Annotated in this window: 22 protein-coding genes; 14 read left to right on the forward strand and 8 right to left on the reverse strand. The window is 55.3% G+C overall.

All coding sequences use genetic code 11. The annotated features are described in order from the left end of the window. The first annotated feature begins 147 nt into the window (after positions 1-147). Positions 148-1287 (forward strand): DUF4317 domain-containing protein, encoded by a 1140-nt coding sequence (locus RTU96_RS02485; protein ID WP_312634756.1) that lies wholly within the window; start codon positions 148-150, stop codon positions 1285-1287. A 540-nt stretch (positions 1288-1827) separates the two neighbouring features. Here RTU96_RS02485 and RTU96_RS02490 read toward each other — a convergent pair. Both RTU96_RS02490 and RTU96_RS02495 read right to left on the reverse strand, forming a co-directional pair. Next, on the reverse strand, positions 1828-2049 hold the full coding sequence (locus tag RTU96_RS02490; protein WP_312634757.1) for a hypothetical protein: 222 nt from the start codon (positions 2047-2049) through the stop codon (positions 1828-1830). 35 nt (positions 2050-2084) lie between these two features. Continuing rightward, positions 2085-2666 (reverse strand): SOS response-associated peptidase, encoded by a 582-nt coding sequence (locus RTU96_RS02495; RefSeq protein ID WP_312634758.1) that lies wholly within the window; start codon positions 2664-2666, stop codon positions 2085-2087. A 272-nt stretch (positions 2667-2938) separates the two neighbouring features. Between RTU96_RS02495 and RTU96_RS02500 the strand changes: the two genes are divergently transcribed. Further along, complete coding sequence (locus RTU96_RS02500; protein ID WP_312634759.1) at positions 2939-3298, forward strand: hypothetical protein; 360 nt, start codon at positions 2939-2941, stop codon at positions 3296-3298. Here the strand turns inward: RTU96_RS02500 and RTU96_RS02505 are convergent. Genes RTU96_RS02505 through RTU96_RS02515 form a run of 3 tightly spaced genes read right to left on the reverse strand, consistent with a single transcriptional unit; the run spans position 3292 to position 6617 of the window. Next, positions 3292-4152, reverse strand: a complete 861-nt coding sequence (locus tag RTU96_RS02505) for an isocitrate lyase/phosphoenolpyruvate mutase family protein (RefSeq protein WP_312634760.1) — start codon at positions 4150-4152, stop codon at positions 3292-3294. The two genes, RTU96_RS02500 and RTU96_RS02505, sit on opposite strands and share 7 nt — an antisense overlap. A gap of 20 nt (positions 4153-4172) precedes the next feature. Then, complete coding sequence (locus tag RTU96_RS02510) at positions 4173-5411, reverse strand: SLC13 family permease (RefSeq protein WP_312634761.1); 1239 nt, start codon at positions 5409-5411, stop codon at positions 4173-4175. 24 nt (positions 5412-5435) lie between these two features. After that, a complete protein-coding gene (locus RTU96_RS02515) occupies positions 5436-6617 on the reverse strand; it encodes a M20 family metallopeptidase (protein WP_312634763.1) in 1182 nt (393 codons plus the stop codon). 126 nt (positions 6618-6743) lie between these two features. Here RTU96_RS02515 and RTU96_RS02520 point away from each other — a divergent pair, with 126 nt between their 5' ends. After that, entirely contained in the window at positions 6744-7673 is a 930-nt protein-coding gene (locus tag RTU96_RS02520; RefSeq protein WP_312634764.1) for a LysR family transcriptional regulator, read from the forward strand. A 373-nt stretch (positions 7674-8046) separates the two neighbouring features. Here the strand turns inward: RTU96_RS02520 and RTU96_RS02530 are convergent, their stop codons facing one another. Further along, positions 8047-8550: a pyridoxamine 5'-phosphate oxidase family protein gene (locus tag RTU96_RS02530; RefSeq protein WP_312634765.1), complete on the reverse strand. Its 504-nt coding sequence runs from the start codon at positions 8548-8550 to the stop codon at positions 8047-8049. A 289-nt stretch (positions 8551-8839) separates the two neighbouring features. Between RTU96_RS02530 and RTU96_RS02535 the strand changes: the two genes are divergently transcribed. Together RTU96_RS02535 and RTU96_RS02540 are read left to right on the forward strand one after the other, a co-directional pair. Beyond that, positions 8840-9982, forward strand: coding sequence for a glycerate kinase (locus RTU96_RS02535; RefSeq protein WP_312634766.1), 1143 nt, complete (start codon positions 8840-8842; stop codon positions 9980-9982). 92 nt (positions 9983-10074) lie between these two features. Beyond that, positions 10075-10926, forward strand: a complete 852-nt coding sequence (locus tag RTU96_RS02540) for a DegV family protein (RefSeq protein WP_312634768.1) — start codon at positions 10075-10077, stop codon at positions 10924-10926. Between the two features lie 920 nt (positions 10927-11846). On the opposite strand, the gene fliB is transcribed toward RTU96_RS02540, so the two are convergent. Next, complete coding sequence (fliB, locus tag RTU96_RS02545) at positions 11847-12872, reverse strand: flagellin lysine-N-methylase (protein WP_312634769.1); 1026 nt, start codon at positions 12870-12872, stop codon at positions 11847-11849. Between the two features lie 18 nt (positions 12873-12890). Next, positions 12891-14054, reverse strand: coding sequence for a MalY/PatB family protein (locus RTU96_RS02550; RefSeq protein WP_312634771.1), 1164 nt, complete (start codon positions 14052-14054; stop codon positions 12891-12893). 401 nt (positions 14055-14455) lie between these two features. Here RTU96_RS02550 and acpP point away from each other — a divergent pair, with 401 nt between their 5' ends. From acpP to fabG, 9 genes are all read left to right on the forward strand, one after another. Continuing rightward, a complete protein-coding gene (gene acpP / locus RTU96_RS02555; RefSeq protein ID WP_293008302.1) occupies positions 14456-14686 on the forward strand; it encodes an acyl carrier protein in 231 nt (76 codons plus the stop codon). Between the two features lie 136 nt (positions 14687-14822). Next, on the forward strand, positions 14823-15239 hold the full coding sequence (locus RTU96_RS02560; protein ID WP_312634772.1) for a biotin/lipoyl-containing protein: 417 nt from the start codon (positions 14823-14825) through the stop codon (positions 15237-15239). Between the two features lie 2 nt (positions 15240-15241). Then, positions 15242-16630, forward strand: coding sequence for an acetyl-CoA carboxylase biotin carboxylase subunit (gene accC / locus RTU96_RS02565; protein ID WP_312634773.1), 1389 nt, complete (start codon positions 15242-15244; stop codon positions 16628-16630). Continuing rightward, entirely contained in the window at positions 16627-17487 is an 861-nt protein-coding gene (gene accD / locus RTU96_RS02570) for an acetyl-CoA carboxylase, carboxyltransferase subunit beta (protein ID WP_312634774.1), read from the forward strand. Before accC ends, accD begins: the two co-directional genes overlap by 4 nt. Then, positions 17480-18295: an acetyl-CoA carboxylase carboxyltransferase subunit alpha gene (locus RTU96_RS02575; protein WP_312634775.1), complete on the forward strand. Its 816-nt coding sequence runs from the start codon at positions 17480-17482 to the stop codon at positions 18293-18295. The genes accD and RTU96_RS02575 overlap by 8 nt, the downstream gene beginning before the upstream one ends. After that, the gene (locus RTU96_RS02580; RefSeq protein WP_312634777.1) at positions 18292-19239 is read left to right on the forward strand and encodes a beta-ketoacyl-ACP synthase III; all 948 of its coding nucleotides are present in this window, start codon (positions 18292-18294) and stop codon (positions 19237-19239) included. Before RTU96_RS02575 ends, RTU96_RS02580 begins: the two co-directional genes overlap by 4 nt. Positions 19240-19275: 36 nt before the next feature. Beyond that, the gene (locus RTU96_RS02585; RefSeq protein WP_312281473.1) at positions 19276-20208 is read left to right on the forward strand and encodes a nitronate monooxygenase; all 933 of its coding nucleotides are present in this window, start codon (positions 19276-19278) and stop codon (positions 20206-20208) included. Then, a complete protein-coding gene (gene fabD, locus RTU96_RS02590; protein ID WP_312634779.1) occupies positions 20205-21143 on the forward strand; it encodes an ACP S-malonyltransferase in 939 nt (312 codons plus the stop codon). The genes RTU96_RS02585 and fabD overlap by 4 nt, the downstream gene beginning before the upstream one ends. Then, complete coding sequence (fabG, locus tag RTU96_RS02595) at positions 21140-21883, forward strand: 3-oxoacyl-[acyl-carrier-protein] reductase (protein ID WP_312634780.1); 744 nt, start codon at positions 21140-21142, stop codon at positions 21881-21883. The genes fabD and fabG overlap by 4 nt, the downstream gene beginning before the upstream one ends. Positions 21884-21922 lie beyond the last annotated feature (39 nt).

The following is a 21922-nucleotide window of genomic DNA, read 5'->3' on the forward strand; positions in this document are numbered from 1 at the left end:
GATGGAAAAATATATTATGATGTCCTTGCGATATCAATATGTTTATCAGGGGTGTAGAACTCAAATCTCAAACGTGATATAATTTACTTCCCATTGCCATGACCTTGCCATGCCGATGGTTTATTATCAAAACTGTGAGGTCTCATTATGAATCAAAAAGAGTTAAATGAAATCCGCCGCCGTATGACTCCCAATAAAAGCAACATCAGCAAAATTTATGGCTGCTACGTCAATAGCAATAAAGCCATCATTTCATATCTGGAAGAATCTCTTGGAATTATGCCTCAACTGGAAATGGAACAGTATATGGTCTTTCTAAAGAAGGCTTTATCCGGAAGTCTCGGAAAAAATCTGGTCGATATCGTTTTTTCCACCCAGCAGGTGCACGACAGCGATGAACACCGTTTGCTTACAAGCCTGACGAACTCAGATCTCAAAGATGCCGCAGCCAGGGAACAATTCTATCAAAAAGTAATACAGTCGCTGGATATGGAGGACTGCAATTATCTGATTCTCCTTGCCAGCGATGCCTATGACGTGCCGTATCGCGGAAAAGATGATGAGATTCAGGTTGATGCTTCCGACACCGTTTTCAAATACATCATCTGCGCCGTCTGTCCTGTAAGAGATGGCAAACCAGAACTCGGGTACTTTTCCGGCGAAAATGAGTTCCATGGCTATGCGACGAAGCAAATTGTCGCACCGCCCGAACTTGGTTTTATGTTTCCAACATTTGATGCCCGTGCGGCAAATATTTATAATGCGCTTTTCTATTCCAAAAACACAGCACAGATTCACCATGAATTCATCGACGCTGTTTTCCATACGAAAGCTCCCATGTCTGCTGACGAGCAAAAAGAAACATTCCAAAGTGTGCTTGCTGATTCTCTGGCGGACGGTTGCAGTTATGATGTGATACAGGCTGTGCACGAGCAGATTCGTGAGCGCATTGAGCAGCACAAGGAGCGCAAAGACCCGGATTCCCTTGATATTACATCCCGTGAGGTTGGGCAAATCTTGCAAAGCAATGGAGTCCCGGAAGAGCAGATTCATACATTTCAAGAAAAGTGTGGAGAGGGATTCGGCGACGAAGCTGTGCTCAACCCGCGCAACATTATTGACAGCAGTAAATTTGAACTCGTCACACCGCAGGTCAAAATCTCTGTCGATCCGGAATATAGCTATATGGTGGAAACAAAAATGATTGACGGTAAAAAATACATTCTTATTCCAGCTGACGATGGTGTCGAGGTCAATGGCGTTAATGTAAAAATAGCAAGGGACTAAAAAAGGCCGACTACTCTTTGACACACTGGCAACATCACCCGAGATTACAGGTTATTGTCTCCATTTTCATTTTGTAAAGGTAATAGATTATAGATCTCAAAATTGCATCCAATCACATTTCTTACTTGTGGATATGCATTTGAATAAGAAGATTTATATCGAAATGAGCTAACGATTTTCTCCATATGTACTTGCTTATCCAGCTTGGGACGATCCGTTCTGGAACCGTTTGGCAGTGGTGGTCATACATGTACTGCTGCTGTTCGTAAAGCGTGCGGATCGTCTCAAGTCGGACTGCTTTTCGTGTGGAAAGGGTTCTGCCCAGAACAAGCTTTTCTTTCATGGGGGCAAGTTTTCACGTCAGATAACACAGCCGTTTTCCGACCGCTTTGCAGATTTTCTTCGCCGCTTTCTTAAGGCTGCGGCTGAACTGAAGATAATTCCGGCGGACTTGAGTGCGGTAAGTGTGGGGCGTGGGGCGTGGGGCGTGCGGCCATCAGCCGGATTATGCAGTTGATCCAACAGCTTTCTACTATTTTTTCAGGCCTCATTGAGCGGCGACGCGTCTTGAGGGGAGCGAATGTTAGAAGGCGCGCAGGCGGCGTCCACAATCATGGTGTCGCTGCTTCCTCCGCTTCCACAGTTGTCGTCATTGTCGTGATGGCGTACTCTTTTTCCTTTGGCAGATAGAATCATCTTGTAGATTTCGCCCAAGACCTCCTGCGTCAGACCCTTGCGAAAGTACACCATCAGGGAGGCCAAAGGGAGTCTATGATTGTATTCCAGAGGGCGCGCTCTTACCAAAGCGATGTTTGATTATCTTCCGCCGTGGCCAGAAGCTGCGGCGGTATCTTTTTAAGCATTCTTCGGAAGGTCGACGGTTGTATAAGCCACCCTCTAATTTCCTCCCTCCGCAGCACCACCGGCATCCGGGGATGAATCCTCCGCACGGACTCGTTGGCCTCGGTGGTCAGAATGCAGTAACGGCGCTCATCCTGCCGCTGATCGTAGATTCCCGCCATATAGAGCGCCTGTGCATCAGGCAAGCGGAACAGATACTTTCGCTTATCCGCGCTCCACTCGTAAAAGCCGCTGGCAGGGACGACGCAGCGGTGCGTTTGAACGCTGCCCCGAAACAGCGGCTTTTCCTCTGCACTTTCTGACCGGGCGTTGATAATCAGGGACTGCTGGGTCTGAAAGCCCCAGCGCATGAGGTCTGCTTCAACCCTGCCCTCCCGCTCCACCAAAACCGGAGCCTTCAGCGAAGGCCGGATTTCACCCGGCGTCCATGCATCTTTCCCGCAGCGGCGCCGGATCTCCTGAACAATTTCCCAAAGCCCCGCGCACTGCTCCGCCGTGAACTGATATCTCCCGCACATTCCAGCATCCTCCCTGTCCGTTTCCGCAAATTTTCTACGGGTATAGTATAGCACATTTAGCGCACCCATTTAGGCACGCAGAGAACATCTCTTGAGTTTTTAGAATATGCGCACCAGAGCGTTTTTTTAAGTAAAAGATATAAGCAAGTCTGCGCTTCACGCGTTAGCCGCTCTTTGTGCGGCTTGGCCTTAAAAAACGCTTAGTATAAAGGTATGTCACAAACAGCCATGGTCCGGTTCTGCAAGCTGGTGCGGAGATCGTCGGCGACACCATGCGCATCGCCCGGAATATCCGTCGGCACATTCAATTCGAGCGGGGCATCTCTGTTAACATCAGCGTATCGGGCAAGAAGATTACTGAAAAGCTTGGAAGCGACTACAAAAAGCCAAACGCCATCACCAGAATTGAACGGGAGAACTACAAGGGGATCGTCTATTCCTTACCGGTAGGTGATCTTCTCTACGTGGATCCGGTCACCGGGGAAAAGCTGCGCCGCGTGGGCATTCCCGCCAGAGGATATAGGAGAAAAGCGCCCATCTCAGGTGAGATGGGCGCAGAATCCATTATATTTTGGTGTTGTTGCCAGCATCTATATGCCTATTGCGAATTTGCTGCAAGTCAAATTTATTGATACATTTTAATGTACTCTTCGGTCAATGTTCCCAGCCCCATCATATTGTAGACCTCCACGGGATTAAACATTTTTTCGCGATCTTTAAGGGTGCTTTCCTGTTCAAATAGATTTGCAAACAGGTCATACATTGATTTTGCCGCCACAGCCATTGCCGAAACCGGGAAAAGCCCAATACGATAGCCCAGCGACTTGATATGCTCAACAGGAAGATTTGCAGCCGCACCCTTTTCATTCATGTTGACCAACAACTTGATTTTTGCATTGGAGGCCACGTATTCCAGCTCTTCCGCAGACTTAAGCCCGTCAACATAGGCGTAGTCCGCGCCGTACTCACCGGCGCTGTTGATTCTGCGGACCGCCTCGCTCAAGTTGCCCTTGGCAATGTTTGCAATGGTTCTGAAAATTATCACAAAGTCCTTGGATACGTTCTTTCTCACCGCCTGAATTTTGGGAACGGTCATCTCCCAACTGAGCATCTCCTTGCTTGTAGTCGGAACGGATTGGGGTAAAATCTGATCATCCACCTGCATTCCCGCCACGCCCAGAGATTCAAACATGCGCGCGGTATTTCCAACGTGAATCGCATTACCAAAGCCATTATCCGCATCAGAAATCAGGGGGATATCAACCGTCGACGTAATGCGTTGAATTGCATTTATAAACTCAGTCAAATTTAGAAAACCAATATCGGGGCGGCCCAAGCCCGCAATGGATAGTGCCCCGCCAGACAAGAAGAGGGCTTTTGCGCCAGTTTCTTCGGCCACTTTGGCTGACAGGCAGTCATAAATTCCGGGCACAATTAAAAATTGCTCTTGGTCAAGTACTTCCCGCAAAGCTTTTTTGTTGTCCATTTTTATCTCCTATCAAAACATTAATAAAATATCATGCACCCAGCCGTTGTGATGATCCAAAAGATAACAGCCAGCGGAGCTCCGACCTTGGCGTAGTCCTTGAACTCGTATCCGCCAGCCTCCCAAACCAACAGATTCGGGCCTGTCCCAAAGGGGGTGCAGAACGCGGCGGATGCTGCAACGGCAATGGCCATGACCACGCCTCTGGGGTCCATACCTGCTGACTGAGCAACCAAAATTCCCATAGGTACCAAGATTGCGGTCAGGGACGTGTTCATTAAAAACTGCGTGGTCACAATGGTCAGTCCCGTGACGGCCCCATAGACAAACACGGGAGAAGCCTGGGTTAAAAAGGGAGAAAGCTTGTCAATGATGAACTGTGCGGCTCCGGTTTGGATCAGAGCAGTGCTCAGCGGAAAAATCCCCGCAACCAAAAACAAGGTGGTGGTGCTAAATGACTTTACCGCCTCATCAACCGTGATACAGCCGAACAAAACGACTAAAATGGCGCCAAGTGCAGCAGCCAGATGCATGGCCAGCAACCCACTTGCCATGCAATAGATAATAAACACAAATACTGCAAAAACCAAGATCATCTTTTTGGGGTGTCTTTCGGCCAACTCAGAGACGCCGCCTTTTGAAATCGCCTTAGACGGAAGCAATCTCTTCCCGATAGTCGCCATGTAAATTAACCCAATTACAGTAATGGGAATCCCAAATTTCGCAAATTCAAAAAAGGAAAACTCAGCAATCCCTGCATCAGCCAAAAGGCCGTTGGCAACAATGTGAGGCGTGGTTCCAATCAATGTGATGGTTCCGCCCAGCGATGCGAAAAACGCCACCGACATCAAGACCTTTGACAGCGGAACTTTGGCCTTTTGTGCCAACGAGCTGACAATCGGAATCAGGCATCCGGTCGTTCCCGTGTCGTTGAGAAATGCCGACAGGCCGGCAGCCACCAGACCCGAGCTTAAGATAATACCGGTTTCACCCTTCCCAACAATGCCAATCAGCTTTTCACCGATGTAATCGGCCAGCCCGGTTTTAAAGATAGCCGCTCCAATTACCAAAAGGCTCATAAAAAAGATCACCGTAGTGTTTGCAAAGTCAGAAAATGCGGTCTTTGCATCAAGAATGCCCAAAAGCGCCAGCACCGTGGGAATGGCGGCGCCAATCAAAATGGGATGGATCGGCTTCCAAATTAGGAAAACAATTGCTGCAACGAAAACCACGCACGCAAGTATTGCCTGTGTTGTCATATTCTTTCTCCCCTTATTTCTTTATCAAAGTTGCAACAGTAGATCCGCGATACCTTGTGTCATAAACAGAATACCGGTTTTAATGCTTTTTTCGTCAAATAAAATGCTGGAATTGTGCAGCGGCAGCTTGGACCGGCTGTCTTCGTTGGCTGTGCCAAGCCGAATCAGCGCCCCCGGGATCTTTTCAAGATAAAACGAAAAGTCTTCACTGCCCATAGACGGAGTTTCAAGCCATTTCAGTTTTTCACCTCCTATTGACCGCTTTCCTGATTGTTCAAGCACCTCGATCACTCGGGAGTGGTTGACAACTGGGCCGCACACCTTTCCAAAAGTCAACTTTCCTGTGGCGCCAAAGCTTGCTGCCTGATTCTCAACAATCAGCTTGAGCTTTTCTTCAATTCGGTGGTCGGTTTCTACGCTGAGTGTTCTGACCGTGCCCTCAACCCGGGCAGTGCTGGGAATGATGTTAGGCGCAGTTCCAGCAATTAGCTTTCCAAATGTAATCACGGCGGAGTCGACCGGTGAAATATTTCTTGAAATAATCGACTGAATAGCCGTCATAACATAGGCCGAAATCAGAACTGGATCAATGCTCCGGTGTGGGTGGGCGGCGTGGCCTCCATTGCCGGTGATTTCAAAGGATACATTAGAGCTGGACGCCATCATCGCGCCTTTTTTTAGGCCAATGGTACCGGCAGGAAGATCGGGCCAGGTATGCATGGCAAGGATAAAATCAACTGGCGGATCTAAAAGCACTCCTTTTGTAATAGCCTGCTTTGCACCAGTGAAGTTTTCCTCTCCGCTTTGAAAAATCAAACGAACATTGCCTTTCAACTGGTCCTTGTATTGGCAAAGCATTTTTGCCGTGCCCAGCAAAACCGTTGTATGGATATCGTGGCCGCAAGCGTGCATACAGCCAGGGTGATTGGATGCAAAATCGAGCCCGGTTTTTTCATCAAGCGGCAATGCGTCTATGTCAGCTCGATAAGCAATGGTTTTGCCGGGCTGGCCTCCTTTGATCAACGCAGTGACTCCAACGTTTTCAAGAATATATTCCGGAGACAACCCACATTTTTCGAGATACTGAAAAATCAACTTGGATGTTATAACCTCGTGGTTGCTTAATTCGGGATTCTGATGAATCCGCCTTCTGATTGAAATCAATTCAGGCAGGATATCCTGAACAAAGTGCTCAATATTTTGCATTTATTTCCCCACCTTTCCATGTGATTGTTTACAAATTGATGCTAACATACCACTTTTTCTTAGTCAAAGACCGAAAAAGTAATGCACATTATAACATTTAATGTTATAATGTGCAGGGGTGATCGCATGGACGAAATGAAGTTGGATTATATAATGGAAATTGCTCGGCAAAAAAGCATTTCTAAAGCCGCGAAGAACCTCTTTATTGCGCAACCGTCGCTTAGTCGCTATGTTATCAATCTTGAAAAGCGGTTAGGCGTTAAGCTTTTCGATCGTTCGCACGCGCCGTTGGAGTTGACCGAAGCCGGCCATCTGATGGTTCAATATATTCAGCAATCAGAAGCACTGAAGGAAAACTTCTTTCACGAACTGGAAGAACACAAGGAATCCGCATGCACCGAAATCAAAATTGGTGTAGTTCCATGGCGTATTCCAGTGTTTCTACCGAAAATTGTTCCGGAATTTATGGGCAAGCACAACAACGTCACCGTTATAATTAAAGAGGGCGTTTCGCAGGACCTTGAAGCATTGGTAATTGAAGATCAAATCGATGCCTGTGTTGTCAACGGCCCGCAGAATAACCAGTTGCTGGAATATCGAGTTCTCAACTATGAAAAAATTGTGTTGGTAGTTCCACGTAATTCAGAAGTTGCCAAAAATAATTATGATTTTGTGAACGACATATACCGCCCTGTTGATCTTCGGTCCCTAAAAAACGAAGCATTTATTCTTTTAGTGGAAAAGTATCGTCTGGGTCTTCTCTCTCGGAAAATCTTTAAATCGCGGGGTATTATGCCTTCTCATATCACCTATGTTTCTAATATAAACACGGCGCTAAGCATGTCGGCGGTTGGCCTTGGATTAACCTTTATGCCCGAATCCGGAATTGAACGTCCATTTGATGGCTGTAAATCACCGCTCTATTTTTCCATTGGGGAACCCGAATTTGGCTTTCCTTTAATCATAGCCTTTAAAAAGGGGAAAAAATTGAACCAGCACTTAATGGAGTTTATTGATTTTGTTTGCAGCAACTATAATGAATACCGCCAGAGTTGATGGTTTTTCTCTAAGCCTTGAATTGTCAAGTCAAGTGCAACGCTTGATTGAAAAGGCTTCAAAGGGTACTTTCTAAGCCAAGCATTTGCGAAGTCTGTTATTCAGTGTTTAAATAGAGTCTGCAATATCATCTTCCGGGGATAATGCAATATCAAGGGATTTGGGCAGGTAGTCTCCGAGCAAGCCGTTTGTACCTCCCTGCCAAGGCGTATGAGGATTCGGAAAATAAAATGGCAGGTACTTAGTTGTCAGCCTGTCGGAAAATCCGCTTCTGTGTTCGTTGAGTCCGTATGAAAAAGGCACGGACCGTCAAATCGGTCCGTGCCTTTTTTCAATTTGCAGCTCCGCCCCCGCGATGCTGTTACCGTCACCGTCATACGTCCTGTCCCGGTCGCTTCCTCATCAGCTCGACTGCTTCTTTCCCTGTCATATGATGCACAGTCATCTCCATCACACAAAGGGGCTTCCACTCCCGGTCAATGGCGGACTTAAGTCTCTGGGCGCTGTTTTCCGGAGCGTATTTGACGGCCAGTTTTTTGATCGCCTCCAGCTTTTCGGCGTCGTCCTCCACAATTCGGAGCGCACCAAAGACAATTACACTTCTAAAATAGGAAGTGTATTCCTCCGGCACTACCTGATCCTGGTCCACCACGCAAAAGGATGCCTTTTCACAGCGGCGGATCGCGTCGACCTTATGTCCCGCCTTGGCTCCATGAAAGTAAATTTTAGAGCCATCATACACATAGCTCAGGGGAACAGCGTAAGGGTAGCCGTCGTCCCCGGACAGGGCGAGAACGCCTGCCGTTCCTCTATTCAGGACCGCAGCCGCGTCCTCCTCAGACAAAAGCTGCTTCTTTCTGCGCATTTCACGAAACATAGCTTCGCTCCTCCTGAAAACTGCCGAAAAGGGTGCACACCCCGTCCGCAAAATTTTGCAGCCCGGATCGCTGCATTTTTCCGGCAAACAATATTTTTATAAAGTATACGCCGCCTAAAGTTCAAAGTCAACGCTCTCCTCCCCTCGGTGCGGGGTCGCTGTTCATTGCCGGGCCGCGCGAATGCGACGCGCCGTCACCCAGCAAATTTTCTTAGACAGCACGGCAGGCCTATGGTACAATGTGAAACATAAATCATCCACTTTTAAGCCGGTTTTGGGAGGACGCGCCATGAAAAAAATCATTCTGGCCCCCGATTCCTTTAAAGGGACCATGACTTCCCGGGAGGTCTGCGGCGAGCTGACCGCCGCGATTCGCGAAATCTTTCCGGAGACAGAAATTGTCTCCCTTCCCGTGGCGGACGGGGGTGAGGGCAGCGTGGACGCATTTCTCACCGCCTGCGGCGGCGAGCGGGTTTCCGTAACGTGTACAGGCCCCAACGGGCAGCGCATTGAGGCGGAGTACGGGCTTTTACCGGACGGGACGGCGGTAGTGGAGATGTCCGCAGCCGCGGGCCTTCCTATGGCGAACCCGAAAAACCCGGAGCGCACCACCACCTTTGGCGTGGGAGAGCTGCTGCGCCACGCGGCAATCCGGAGCGCAAGGAAAATCATCATGTGCCTTGGCGGCAGCGCCACCAACGACGGCGGCTGCGGAGCCGCAGCGGCCTGCGGCGTTCGATTTTTTGACGAAGGGGGATCTTCCTTTACACCCGTGGGAGGAACGCTGCGGGACATTGCCCGGATCGACCTGTCCGGGTTGGACCAGACCCTTGCTGCCATTCCCATCGTAACCATGTGCGACATTGACAATCCCCTCTGCGGCCCGACGGGGGCGGCGGCGGTGTTTGGCCCCCAGAAGGGGGCGGATGAGTCCATGGTCCTGCAGCTGGACGAGGGGCTTGCCCACCTTGCCGATCTGTTGCATCGGGACTGCGGCGTGGAAGTGCGCAGTCTCCCCGGCGCAGGGGCGGCGGGCGGAATGGGCGCAGGAATGACCGCATTTTTTAAAAGCCGCCTGCAAATGGGCATCGAAACCGTGCTGGACACGGTGGGCTTTGAAGCCGCACTTGCCGGAGCCGACCTGGTAATGACCGGCGAGGGCTGCATGGACCGTCAAAGTCTCTGCGGAAAGGTTGCGGCGGGCGTGGCCCGGAGGGCCGCTCTTCGCGGCGTACCGGTGGTTGCTCTGGTTGGAGACGTGGGCGAGGGCGCGGAAGAAATCTACGCGCTGGGCGTTACGGCGGTTTTTTCCATCAACCGCGTGGCGGTTCCCTATGAGCAGGCGCGACTGCGGAGCCGCCGGGACCTGCGCGCCGCAGCGGGGGATATTCTGCGGCTGTGCCGCGCTCTTGAAATTCCGGGGCGGCTGTGATAATATTGATAAATCATTTACGGCAGACAGGCCGAAAATAACTTGACAGTTTTTCAGGAAATCAGACATCACGAAAAGGAGCAAGCCCGCCCATGATTAAAATTACCACGGACAGCACCTGCGACCTGCCGGTCGCCCTGCTGGGGGAAAACAATATCACGGTGGTGCCGCTGGGCATTGTAAAAGGCGAGCGTGTCTACCGGGACGGCGTGGACATCCATCCGGCGGACATTGCCGCCCATGTGGACGCCGGCGGCGACATCACCACCACCAGCGCGGTAAACACGGCGGATTACCACGAGCTGTTCAGCAATCTGCTGAAAGAATACGACGCGGTCATCCACATCAATCTGGGCGCCGGTTTTTCCAGCTGCCACCAAAACGCCAGAATTGTGGCGGAGGAGCTGCCCGGCGTCTATGTGGTGGATTCCGCAAACCTGACGGTAGGCATCGGCGAGCTTGCCCTGCGGGCGGCGCGGATGGCGCGGGAGGGCCGCGCTCCGGAGGAAATCGTTGCAGAGCTGGAAAGTCTGCGCGACCGGCTGGAGGTCAGCTTTGTGCTGGACCGGCTGGACTATATGAAAAAAGGCGGGCGGTGCAATTCCGTCACCGCCATCGGGGCAAATCTTTTGAAGCTGCACCCCTGTGTGGAAGTCATCGACGGGAAAATGTCCGTGACGAAAAAGTACCGCGGCTCCATCGAGCGGGTGGTAACGGAATACCTCCACGACCGGCTGGACGGGCGGACAGACATTGACACGGAGCGCGTCTGGCTGGTGGACACCGCCTTCTCCCCCGCTCTGGCGGACACGGCGAGAGAGGTGCTCCTCGCGGACGGACGCTTTGGCACCATTTTAGAAGGCAAGGCGGGCTGCACGATTTTTTCCCACTGCGGACCAAACACGCTGGGCATCGCGTTTTTCCACAAAAAGAACACCGACTGAAAAACCCCTGCCCCGGCGGACAAGCGTTCGCCGGGGCAGGGGTTTACTCCGGATGCGAGAATTTCCGCCGGGACTTTTCTTCCTGCGACCTTCTTCCGTTTTCCGGGCGCACTTTTTTATATTTTTACTTATCCGCGTTTTTTCCTAGATCCTTCCGGCGCGCTTGCTCCCCCGAATTCTCCTAGCGTGTCCCTCTCCCGCTCTGTGCCCTCTCCCCCTGCCCTGCTAAAAACGACCGCGAATGCTTATGGACAAAAAAACACGCCCCTTCCGGGACGGTAAATCATTATTAAAAAACTCAACCCCCCATCTGTCCAATGCAGATGGGGGGTTACTTCTGACTGGGGTTCTCTGCCATGTTGCTACCTCTTACTTTCGTAGATTCACGTTTGGAAGGCTGGGATACTGAGGCTTGCGCTGTGGGATACCGGAAAAAGCTTTGGGATGACCGGGAAACAGGAAAAACTCCCGGTGGCAGCCAATCCATAAAACATCAGGTGCACGCAGATAGTTGCCTTGGACATTGCCAAAACCGGATCTCGTGAGTCTCATTGAAATGAGCCGTGTCTCGTCTTTGGTTCCCTCCGGGGGTTCACTGGAGTCTGCCGGAAATTCGCCAAGGTTTTGCCGGGATGCTGAGAAAACGCTTGCCTTTGCAGGGAAAGAGTTGCTTGTCAAAACGGGTATGCGCTTGCGGTGACATTGCGGGATACTTCCAAACGCGACGGTAAGAAATGAGACTGAATTTCGCTGAGCCAGCTAGCCTATTGGACTCATTCCCTCCCGGTAACTATTAAATACCACATTAGCACGTAAAAGTCAAGCAGTTTTTGTGACTTTATACATTTTGCTATTATTTAATCATCCTTTTTTATTGAATTTCAACATATATCTGTGTGGAATTTAGACCCTATCTTTGATTATCCCTCCAATGTTTTGAAAAACGCGGAGGGCGACAGGGCAGGCTCGGCGCGAAACGTCAACAGCAGCGCATCTATGTTGTCTTCGTTGTGCTCAATCTCCCGGCAGTAAATCCGCAGGGCCTCGCCAAGGGGCAGAAGGCTTGCCGCCCGCTCCACTACCAAAACGCTCAGCAGAGCAAGCTGCACCCGTCCCAGCAAGTCCCCGTCGTTGACGGCCTTGAGGGTATAGCGAAATAGAAAGTAGGCCACAATTCGTTCCAGCAAAGCTTCCGGGACCGCTCCGGGCACAGCCTCCCTGCCCCGGCGCAGCAACGCCCGCCAATCATCTCCCAGAATTTCCAGCCCGGACAGTGCGTCCCATACCCGGGGAAAAATCCCCTCCCCGGCCATCTGACAGCCGGGAGCCGGGACCGTCCACGCCTGACAAAGCTCCGGGAGTAACGGGGCGTTGTCCTCGTCCAGGAAAATCTGTGCTTCCGCCGCCAAGGACAGCAGTTCCGCAAGGCGAAAATCAATCTTGCGGGAGGGGTCCTGTAAAATCTCGAAAAGCTTTTTCCGGACGGCCAGAAGAGGGTTCAGCCAGGGGTCGGGGTCCTCCCCCTCCTCGTCCGTTTCCGTCTCCGGAAACGTCAGCGGGGCGTGGGAGGAGAGTAGCAGGCGGCAGGCCTCCGGGCAGGAAGCCACAAGGCTTGTCTCCCGCAGCGGGCCGTAGTCCTCGATAAACCGAGGATGGCTGCGGCAAACCTCGCCGGTGCGCTCCGGCCCAAGGGCCCGGTGGATGGCGCAAAGACCGTCCATATCCCAGAAGGGGCAGCGGCCCGTGTCCGTCAGGGTAAAAAAGTCCTCTCCATCCTCGGTTTGCAGGGCCGCCCGGAGCCGCTCACCCAGCGGCCCCGGAAGGGTGCGGTAAAAGGCGGCGGAAGCTTCGTCCACCACCACCTCCCAGCCCTGACAGCAGGAGTGGGGGCACGCGCCCGCAAGGCACTGAAATTGTTTTAAATAATCTGGCGCCCGCAGTTGCATGCCGCCCGCTCCCTTTGATTAAAGATTTAACCCATCCACGGCGGCCTTCAGCCGCTCCATGGCCTGCTCCAGCACGGAGCGGGGGCAGGCAGCATTCAGGCGCATGAAACCGCTGAGGTTCCGTCCGAAGGAATCCCCGTCGTTCAGGCCCAGCCGCGCCTTGTGAATCATAAAGTCGTGCAGTTCCTGATTTGTAAGTCCCAGTGCGCGGCAGTCCAGCCACACGAGATAGGTGGCGTCCGGCACGGTGGGCCGAATCTGCGGAATATGTGCGGCGCAATAGTCATGAATGTAGTCAAAGTTGGCGCTGAGATACGGAAGAAGCTGGTCCAGCCACTCGTCGCCATGGGTGAATGCGGCTTCCATGGCCGAGAGGGAAAAGGCGTTGTTGCGGTGAATGTCCAAGCGGTGCCAGAAGCGGTCGAAGACCTGCTTCTTGTGCCGGTTGGGAAACACCACGGTGCTGGCCTGCAAGCCCGCCAGATTAAAGGTCTTGGTGCCGGAAATGCAGGTGATGACGTTTTCCGCGACGCTGGCGGTGACGATGTGCTTCTTCCCGTGGAAAATTAAATCGGAGTGAATCTCGTCGGACACCATGGGCACACGGTATTTTTCGCACAGCTCTCCCATCCGCCGCAGCTCCTCCGCCGTCCAGACGATTCCCAAGGGATTATGGGGGTTGCACAGGATAAAGAGGTCGCACCGGCCCAGTTTTTCCTCAAAGTCCGCCCAGTCAACGGTCCATTTTCCGTCCTTCTCCACAAGGGGGCTTTCCACCACGGTGCGCTCCCACGCCTCCGTCATATCATAAAACTCGGAATACACCGGCGTTTGAATCAACACGCTGCCCCCCGCCGGGGTGAATAGCTGTATGCAGGCGGAAAGCGTTTGCACCACGCCGAGACTGAAGCTCATCAGGCTCTGGTCGATGTCCCAGCCGTTGCGCCGCTTCTGCCAGCCGCGGATGGCGGCAAAATAGCTGTCCGGTCGGGCGGTATAGCCCCAGATACCCTCCTCCGCCCGGGCCTTCAGCGCATCGATAATGGGCTGGGCGGTGCGAAAGTCCATGTCCGCGATCCACAGGGGAATCACGTCCTCTGTGCCGAACTTTTTCAGCCGCTCGTCGTATTTGGCGGAGCGGTTGCCGGAGCGGTCGATGATCGTGTCGAAATCATAGTTCATAAATAGCCTCACTTTCCAGAATCACCAATGAATTTATTCGCGCAGGGCGTGAGCCGTCCACATAAAGGAAACCATCCGCCCCAGAGCCGTGCCGTGGGTCCTCCACAGCGTAAATGACGCATCGGACACATTCTGCGGCTTTGCGCGGCTTAAAAAGCAATGCCAAATGCAAAGCAAAGCAGCCGCCTTGCGGTTATTTTACCACGCTTCCGTCCCCCGCGCAATCCCGGCTGTTCTCCCCTCGCTGGGAGCTTTTGCTAATCCTTTTTATGGTGCAAGCGGCAAAATTCCGCATTTTTTCCTATTGACAAACCCGGCTCCTGCGTTTAGAATTACCTCGAATTAGTTCAATTTTTTTGACTAAATAAACTTAACTATAAGAATTTAAGGAGATATTGACAATGGATTTTGAAAAGGTACGGGACGTAATCGTGGAAACACTGGCCTGCGAGGCCGATCAGGTGACGATGGAGGCCACTCTGGCGGAGGACTTGGGCGCAGATTCCCTGGCCTCCGTGGAGCTGGTGATGGCGCTGGAGGAGGCCACAGGCGTGGCCATCGACGACGCGGAGCTTCCCAACCTGAAAACTGTGGGCGATATCGTGAAGTATCTGGAAGCTCACAAGGCCTGATTGCCGCACATCGACCGAAAGGGAACCGCTGCGGTTCCCTTTCGCGCTATAAAGGTTTTTTGCGCGCCCCCTGCGGGCCGTCAAAAGGCGCGCGCCATTGGTGAATGCCCGGGGCGCGAATAAAGGAAGGAGAATCATGACCAACTCCGAGATTTTTGAATTGATGGACCGCTTCGAAAAAAGCGGCATTTTGACCATGCGTGTCTGCGTTGGCGGCGATGAGCTGGAACTGAGCCGGGCAGGCTCTGCACCGGCGACGGCCGCCGTATCCGTTTCCGTGCCCTCCGCCGCATCCGCTCCCAAAGCGCAGGAGGAGCCGGTGATCCGCGCCCCGCTGGTGGGAACGTTTTACGCCGCCTCCGCCCCGGACCATCCTCCTCTTGTGAAGCAGGGCGACCGCGTGAGCAAGGGACAGACCGTGTGTCTCATTGAGGCCATGAAAATGATGAGCGAGGTGACTGCCCCCTGCGACTGCGTGATTGAAGAGGTGCTGGTGCAAAACGGCGACCTGCTGGGCTTTGACGCGCCCATCTTCCGCTATCGGGAGGCGTAACCATGTTCAGGCGCATTTTAATTGCCAACCGGGGCGAAATTGCACTGCGGGTGCTGCGGGCCTGCCGGGAGATGGAAATTGAAACGGTGGCGGTGTATTCCACCGCCGACGCGGACGCACTTCATGTCCAGCTTGCCACTCGGAGCGTTTGCATCGGCCCTCCCAAGGCCGCCGACAGCTATCTCAATCAGGCGGCGCTTTTGACCGCCGCCAAGGCCACGGGCTGCGACGCGGTACATCCGGGCTACGGCTTTTTATCGGAAAACGCCGACTTTGCTGACGCCTGTGCCACTGCCGGGCTGAAATTTATCGGCCCCTCCGGCGATTCCATCCGCAAAGCGGGAAGCAAGGCCGCAGCCTGCGCGCTGATGAAGACGGCAGGCGTTCCCACGGTTCCCGGCTCCGGCGGCCCGTTGGCTGATGTGGACGCTGCTCTGAAAGTCGCCGGACAGGTGGGCTATCCCGTGCTGCTGAAGGCCAGCGCCGGCGGCGGCGGGCGGGGCATCCGCAAGGTGGAAGCCCCCGAAGAGCTGCCCGCCGCGTTTCACGAGGCCGTGGCGGAGGCTGTGGCCTGCTTTGGCGACGGAACCATGTATCTTGAAAAATTTGTGGTGAATCCCCGGCACATCGAGTTTCAGATTTTGGCAGACAGTCAGGGAAACACCATCCACCTTTTTGACCGGGACTGCTCCATTCAGCGCCGGAACCAAAAGCTGATTGAAGAGGCCCCTGCCCGGTGCCTCACGCCGGAGCTGCGCCGGGAGATGGGCGCGGCGGCGGTCCGCGCCGCCCGTGCCGTGGGCTATGAAAACGCCGGGACGGTGGAGTTCCTTCTGGCGGAGGACGGGCGGTTTTACTTCTGTGAGATGAACACCCGCATTCAGGTGGAGCATGGCATTACGGAGCTTGTCACCGGGGTGGACCTTGTGCGCCAGCAAATCCGCATCGCGGCAGGGCTTTCTCTGGGCTTTACACAGGAAGACATCCATCTGACCGGCCACGCCATCGAATGCCGCGTAAACGCGGAGGACCCCGCCGCCGATTTCCGCCCCTGCCCCGGCACAGCGTCTTTTGTCCACTTCCCCGGGGGAATGGGCGTGCGGATTGACTCGGGGCTTTACAGCGGCTATGCCCTGCCGCCCTATTACGATTCTCTGGCGGCAAAGGTTCTGGTCCACGCCCCCACCCGGCTGGAGGCCATCCGCCGGATGCGCCGCGCGCTGGAGGAACTGACCGTGGAGGGCTTTGCCACCAATGCGGGGTTGAGCCATCTGATTTTGTACCATCCTGATTTTGTCCGGGGAACCTGCACCACCGCATTTTTGGAAGCTCATTTACAGGAGTTGGTGGATTGGGACCGCAGGGCGGTGGAAAGTGAGGCAGGCAAATGACTTCGATTTTTGCCCAGCGGCGGCAAAAGCTGCTGGCGATGAAGGCCTTTCGGGACGGGCAAACCCACGCGCCAACCGCCGACACGGCCTGCCCCGGCTGCGGCCAGACCATGGGCGCGGGGGCGCTGTCCCAAACCCAATACGTCTGCCCCCATTGCGGCTATCATATGCCGCTGGGGAGCTACTACCGGCTCAGCACGATTCTGGACGCCGGCTCCTTCCGAGAGCTGAACCCCCGCCTGACCTCCACGGACCCCCTACGTTTTCCCGACTATGCCGCAAAGCTGGAGGCCACCCGGAAGAAGACCGGACTAAACGAAGCCGTGGTCACTGCCTTGGGAGCCGTGGACGGACAAAAATGCGTCATCGGGGTTTTGGACGCACGGTTTTTCCTTGGCAGCATGAGCGCCGCCGTAGGAGAGAAAATCACCCGCGCCATCGAGTTTGCCGCAAAGAGCAGGCTTCCCCTGATTCTCTTCTCCGCCAGTGGTGGGGCAAGAATGCAGGAAGGGATTCTCTCCTTGATGCAGATGGCGAAAACCAGCGCCGCGCTGGCCCGGTTTGATGAAAAGGGGGGCTTTTTCCTCTCGGTTCTCACAAATCCCACCACCGGCGGCGTCACCGCCAGCTTCGCAAGCCTTGGCGACGTGATTCTGGCGGAGCCGGGCGCCTTGATCGGCTTTGCCGGTCCCCGGGTCATTGAGCAGACCATCGGACAAACGCTGCCGGTGGGCTTCCAGCGGGCGGAGTTCCAACTGAAGCACGGCTTTGTGGACGCGGTGGTCCCCCGCAGCGAGCTGCGGAGCACGATTTCCCGCCTGCTGGCGCTCCATGGGAAAGGAGGCCGCAATGAGTGAGCCTATGACCGCCGCCGAGCGGGTGGCGATTGCCCGCCATCATCAGCGGCCCAATGCACCTGAGATTTTTGACTTTTTGTTTACGGACCTGTTTATCCAGCAGGGTGACCGTCTGGCGGGCGAGGACGAAAGCATTTTGGGCGGAATCGCCCGATTCCACGGGCGACCCGTCACGGTGATTGCCACCCGCAAGGGCCGCACGCTGGATGAAAACATCAAATATAATTTCGGGATGCCCTCCCCGGAGGGCTATCGCAAGGCACTGCGCCTGATGCGCCAGGCCCAAAAGTTCCGCCGCCCGATTTTCACGTTTATCGACACACCGGGGGCTTACCCCGGTATGGAAGCGGAAGAACGGGGGCAGGGCGAGGCCATCGCCCGGAACCTGATGGAGATGAGCCGTCTTACCGTGCCCATCATTGCCACCATCACCGGCGAGGGCAACAGCGGCGGCGCGCTGGCCTTGGGCGTTGGGGACCGAGTACTGATGCTGGAAAACGCAGTGTACTCCATTCTCTCTCCTGAGGGATTTGCAACCATCCTGTGGAAGGATGCCTCCCGCCATGGGCAGGCCTGCGAGCTGATGCGGCTCACCGCCCCGGACCTGAAGCGGCTGGGAATCATCGACGAGATCGTTCCCGAACCGACGGGGGGCGCACATCTCGCCCCGGACATCGCCCTGCGCGAACTGGACGAAGCGCTTGCCCGGAACTTAAAGTCCTTTTCCCGCCAGAGCGGGGAGGCGCTGGCTGCGGGACGGTATCGGAAATTTAGACAGATGGGGACACCCCCGAAGGAGGATCAATGAGCGGAATTAAAATTTGCGGCGCGGGACACTACACCCCGCCGAAGCTGGTCAGCAATGCCGACCTTGAGAAAATTGTAGACACCAACGACGAATGGATTACGTCCCGCACTGGCATCAAGACCCGCCACCACTGCGTTGAGGAAACCCATTCCGACATGTGCCGCCACGCAGCGCAGACGGCGCTGGAGCGGGCGGGAATCAAGCCGGAGGAAATCGGCGTGTGCATCGTGGCCACGTTTTCCTCGGACTTCCTCTCCCCCAACGCCGCAAGCCTTTTGCAGCGGGATTTGGGTCTTTTAAACGACACGGTCTGCTTTGACATCAACGCCGCGTGCAGCGGTTTCCTCTTCGCCATCCACACGGCGGAGTGCCTGCTGGCGGCATCGCCCCGGAAATATGGGCTGGTGCTGGGGGCGGAGATGCTCAGCCGCTTTATCAACTGGGAGGACCGGGGCACCTGCGTCCTCTTTGGCGATGCAGCGGCCGCCGCCGTGGTGGAATGGAATGAGGAATACGAATCCCTCGGCGCGGTGCTCCACTGCGAGGGCGACAGCGAAATGCTGGGCGTCACCGGCTCGGGCCACAAGGCCCCGCCGCAGATTTTCATGCAGGGCCAGCAGGTGTTCAAATTCGCGGTGAACGCCGTGCCCTCCTGCATGGATCAGGTGCTGAAGCGCAGCGGAAAAACAATTGACGATGTGGACTTTTTCGTGTTCCATCAGGCCAACACCCGCATCATTGATCTGGCTGTGAGGAAGTATCACATTCCGGAGGAGAAGTACTACAAAAACATTGAGAAGTACGGCAACACTTCCGCCGCCAGCATTCCGATGGTGCTCAGCGAGCTGACGGAGCTTGGCAAGGTTGGCCCCGGAAGCCGGGTGATGCTGGTGGGCTTTGGCGGCGGACGCGCGTGGGGCGCGGCGCTGGCGGAATTTAAATGAGAGGACGGACCCGCGCCTGCGGGGAAGCGACGTGATATGAGATTAAACGAGTTTCTGGGAACAGAGTTCCCCATTATTCAGGGCGGCATGGCCAATATCGCCACCGGCGAATTTGCCGCCGCCTGTGCCAATGCGGGCGCCCTTGGCATGATTGCCACCGGCGGCTGGGACGGCGAGCGTCTCCGGCAGGAGATTCGCCGGGCAAGAGAGCTGACAGACAAGCCCTTCGGCGTGAACCTGATGCTGATGAGCCCCCATGCCGACGACATTGCAAGAGTGATTCTGGAAGAAAACGTCCGGGTGGTGACCACCGGGGCGGGCAACCCCGGTAAGTATATTCCCGCATGGAAGGAAGCGGGCATCAAGGTGATGCCCGTAGTGGCGGCGGCAGTGCTGGCAAAGCGGCTGGAGCGCTACGGCGTGGACGCGTTCATTGCCGAGGGCACCGAGTCCGGCGGGCATGTAGGCGAGATGACCACCATGGCGCTGGTTCCGCAGGTCATCGACGCGGTAAACGTCCCCGTCATCGCCGCAGGCGGCATTGCCGACGGACGGCAGCTTGCGGCGGCCTACGCGCTGGGCGCGATTGGCGTTCAGGTGGGCACCTGCCTGCTTGCAAGTGAGGAATGCCCCATTCACGACGGATATAAGCAGGCAATTCTCAAGGCGAAGGACTCCGACACCGTGGTGACGGGCCGCAGCATCGGCGGGCCGGTACGGGTTTTGAAAAACAAGATGGCCCGGACCTATCTGGAGCTTGAAAAGCGCAACGCCACACTTGAAGAGCTGGAAACCGTGACGCTGGGCGGCCTGCGTCGGGCAGTGCTGGAAGGTGACGTAGAAAACGGCAGCGTCATGACCGGTCAAGTGGCCGGAATGCTCCACGAAATCCGCCCCCTGCGGGAAATTTTTGAGGAGCTTGCGACGGCTGGCGACGCCCGCATCCGGGAATTGGCGGCAAGCCTATGAAGCTGGGATTTTTATACGCCGGGCAGGGCGCCCAGCACCCCGGCATGGGCGCGGACCTATACGAAAAGTATCCGGCCTTTCGTTCCGCTTTGGACGGGGCGGACACGGGCTTTGACTTAAAGGCTGTGTCCTTTGCGGACCCGAACGGACTTTTGAACGAGACGCAATACACCCAGCCCTGCATGGTGGCCTTCGCGGTGGGACTGACGGACGTTTTGGCGGAAAAGGGCATTGTTCCCGCCGCCGCCGCGGGCCTGTCCCTCGGCGAATATTCCGCGCTGTACGCCGCAGGCGTGCTGGACGGAAAAACAGCCGTGGACATGGTTGCCTTTCGCGGCAAAGCCATGACCGACGCGGCAAAGGGCGTAGACTCCGCCATGATGGCCGTGTTGGGGGCGGACCGAGAAACGGTGGCCGCCGCCTGCAAGGCCGCGTCAAGCCTTGGAGTTGTGGAACCCTGCAACTTTAACTGCCCCGGGCAAATCGTCATCGGCGGTGAGCGGGCGGCGGTTGAAAAGGCGGCATCTGCCGCCAAGGAGCTGGGTGCGAAGCGCTGCATGCCCCTGAACGTCAGCGGCCCGTTTCACACATCCCTCTTAAAGCCCGCCGGGGACGCGCTGCGGGAATATTTCAAAACCGTGGACTTTCAGGAGCCGAAGATCCCCGTCCTGCACAACTGTCTGGGCGGTGAGCGTCAGGGTGGAGATTCCATTCCCGCTCTGCTGGAACGGCAGGTTCAGTCCGCCGTGTACATGGAGGACTGCATCCGCGCCATGGCGGCGCTGGGGGTGGATGCCGTGGTGGAAATCGGCCCCGGCAAGGCCCTGACCGGGTTTGTAAAGAAAACACTTCCCGGCTTCCCCGTGTTCAGCGTGGAAACAGCGGAGGATGTTGAGAAGCTGCCGGAGCTTTTGAAAGAGGTGGAGCGCGGATGAATTTTGCAGGTAAAACAGCTGTGGTCACCGGCGGAAGCCGGGGGCTGGGCCGGGCCGTGTGCCGAAAGCTTGCTCAGGGCGGAGCCAACGTGATCTTTTCCTACGCGGGAAACACCGCCGCCGCACAGGAGACGCTTGCAGAGCTTGAGAGCATGGGCGCAAATGTCCGTGCCGTGCAAGGCAGCGTGGCGGACAGCGAGGCGGTAAAAGCCCTAATGGATACGGCTGTCAAGGAGTTCGGCGGCATCCACATCCTTATAAACAACGCCGGTATTACCCGAGACGGACTGGTGATGCTGATGAAGGAAGAGGACTTCGACGCAGTCATTGACACGAACCTGAAAGGGACGTTTCTTTGCATGAAGGCCGCCAGCCGCATTATGCTCCGGCAGAAATACGGCCGCATTGTAAACTTAAGCTCCGTGGTGGGTCTTCATGGCAACGCCGGACAGGTGAATTACGCCGCCAGTAAGGCGGGCGTGATCGGCATGACCAAGTCCCTTGCCAAGGAGCTGGCCGCCAAGGGCGTCACGGTGAACGCCGTCGCCCCGGGCTTTATCACCACCGACATGACCGACGGCCTGCCTGAGGCGGCAAAGTCCGCCCTGTTGGCCTCCATCCCCATGGCGCGCTTAGGTGCGCCGGAGGACGTGGCTGAAGCCGTGGCCTTCCTCGCCGGGGACGGAGCCGGGTATATCACCGGGCAGGTTTTGGGCGTGGACGGCGGCATGGGCATGTAAAGCGGCGGGGGCCAAGGCTCCCATCCGCATAAAGCAATA

It is taken from the genome of Oscillibacter sp., from assembly GCF_032018205.1.
Taxonomy (GTDB): Bacteria; Bacillota; Clostridia; order Oscillospirales; family Oscillospiraceae; genus Oscillibacter.

Coding starts and splice junctions, on each gene's coding strand:
- RTU96_RS02485 (WP_312634756.1), top strand. CDS start 148: ATGAATCAAAAAGAGTTAAATGAAATCCGCCGCCGTATGACTCCCAAT.
- RTU96_RS02495 (WP_312634758.1), bottom strand. CDS start 2,666: ATGTGCGGGAGATATCAGTTCACGGCGGAGCAGTGCGCGGGGCTTTGG.
- RTU96_RS02500 (WP_312634759.1), top strand. CDS start 2,939: ATGCGCATCGCCCGGAATATCCGTCGGCACATTCAATTCGAGCGGGGC.
- RTU96_RS02505 (WP_312634760.1), bottom strand. CDS start 4,152: ATGGACAACAAAAAAGCTTTGCGGGAAGTACTTGACCAAGAGCAATTT.
- RTU96_RS02510 (WP_312634761.1), bottom strand. CDS start 5,411: ATGACAACACAGGCAATACTTGCGTGCGTGGTTTTCGTTGCAGCAATT.
- RTU96_RS02515 (WP_312634763.1), bottom strand. CDS start 6,617: ATGCAAAATATTGAGCACTTTGTTCAGGATATCCTGCCTGAATTGATT.
- RTU96_RS02520 (WP_312634764.1), top strand. CDS start 6,744: ATGGACGAAATGAAGTTGGATTATATAATGGAAATTGCTCGGCAAAAA.
- RTU96_RS02530 (WP_312634765.1), bottom strand. CDS start 8,550: ATGTTTCGTGAAATGCGCAGAAAGAAGCAGCTTTTGTCTGAGGAGGAC.
- RTU96_RS02535 (WP_312634766.1), top strand. CDS start 8,840: ATGAAAAAAATCATTCTGGCCCCCGATTCCTTTAAAGGGACCATGACT.
- RTU96_RS02540 (WP_312634768.1), top strand. CDS start 10,075: ATGATTAAAATTACCACGGACAGCACCTGCGACCTGCCGGTCGCCCTG.
- fliB (WP_312634769.1), bottom strand. CDS start 12,872: ATGCAACTGCGGGCGCCAGATTATTTAAAACAATTTCAGTGCCTTGCG.
- RTU96_RS02550 (WP_312634771.1), bottom strand. CDS start 14,054: ATGAACTATGATTTCGACACGATCATCGACCGCTCCGGCAACCGCTCC.
- acpP (WP_293008302.1), top strand. CDS start 14,456: ATGGATTTTGAAAAGGTACGGGACGTAATCGTGGAAACACTGGCCTGC.
- RTU96_RS02560 (WP_312634772.1), top strand. CDS start 14,823: ATGACCAACTCCGAGATTTTTGAATTGATGGACCGCTTCGAAAAAAGC.
- accC (WP_312634773.1), top strand. CDS start 15,242: ATGTTCAGGCGCATTTTAATTGCCAACCGGGGCGAAATTGCACTGCGG.
- accD (WP_312634774.1), top strand. CDS start 16,627: ATGACTTCGATTTTTGCCCAGCGGCGGCAAAAGCTGCTGGCGATGAAG.
- RTU96_RS02575 (WP_312634775.1), top strand. CDS start 17,480: ATGAGTGAGCCTATGACCGCCGCCGAGCGGGTGGCGATTGCCCGCCAT.
- RTU96_RS02580 (WP_312634777.1), top strand. CDS start 18,292: ATGAGCGGAATTAAAATTTGCGGCGCGGGACACTACACCCCGCCGAAG.
- RTU96_RS02585 (WP_312281473.1), top strand. CDS start 19,276: ATGAGATTAAACGAGTTTCTGGGAACAGAGTTCCCCATTATTCAGGGC.
- fabD (WP_312634779.1), top strand. CDS start 20,205: ATGAAGCTGGGATTTTTATACGCCGGGCAGGGCGCCCAGCACCCCGGC.
- fabG (WP_312634780.1), top strand. CDS start 21,140: ATGAATTTTGCAGGTAAAACAGCTGTGGTCACCGGCGGAAGCCGGGGG.